This is a genomic window from Anaerotignum faecicola, assembly GCA_024460105.1.
In the GTDB taxonomy this organism is placed as follows: domain Bacteria; phylum Bacillota; class Clostridia; order Lachnospirales; family Anaerotignaceae; genus JANFXS01.
This window is the reverse complement of sequence record JANFXS010000035.1, coordinates 1-705: the sequence shown is the minus strand read 5'-3', so window position 1 is coordinate 705 and position 705 is coordinate 1. Positions and strand designations below refer to the sequence as shown.

Annotated in this window: 1 protein-coding gene; it reads right to left on the bottom strand. The window is 44.3% G+C overall.

Annotation, left to right across the window (positions count from 1 at the left end; all coding sequences use genetic code 11):
* On the bottom strand, positions 1-705 hold a 705-nt coding region (locus NE664_12585), incomplete at both ends, for an AAA family ATPase (GenBank protein ID MCQ4727473.1).

Genomic DNA, 705 nt, shown 5'->3' with positions numbered 1-705 from the left:
TCTAAGTTGTAGTTTACATTTTTCAAGATGACTCTGAAATCTGTCGCTGTTGAGGAAAATTCGGGCTTATATGCCTCTGTGTATCCAGGCAGCTTTTCGGTTTCACTGACGATTTTGCGTAGGCCACTTCCACGGCGTTCCATGTACTTCATGCGATGGAACAGGTCAGCAATGACAGGGTTTCGCCGCATGGAACGGATACTGTAAATATCATATTCCTGAATTGATCCACCGCCAAACATACCGCCCGGAGATGTGATTTCCACCCGATCATCAAACATATCAATATGGATTTCGCTGCCAAGCACAATATAATCACGATGGATAAGCGCATTGACAAGAGCCTCTGTCACAGCTCGTTCAGCATAATCCGGTTTGTCTACACGATACTGTGCCTTTTTGACAAAACGGACTTTGGAATTATTGCGAATAAATTCACTGCCGCTGTTCAGTAAATAAATTAAATTTCCCTCGTATTCTTTATCGTCCAGCGCATCATCAAAGATAGAGCCTTTTTCCAAGCCATTCCACCGGGTACAGAACATACGGGAGTTATAAACCGTGTGCTGATCGGTCATGAGTTTTCCGGCATTGGTCAGGAGTCCATTTTTATCAGTCAAACCAAAGGAAACATAATCGGATGGCTCAAAGCGGAGACCGGTCCGTTCCAGATAGGTTGCTTCCAGAAGTGTAAAGCTGTAATCC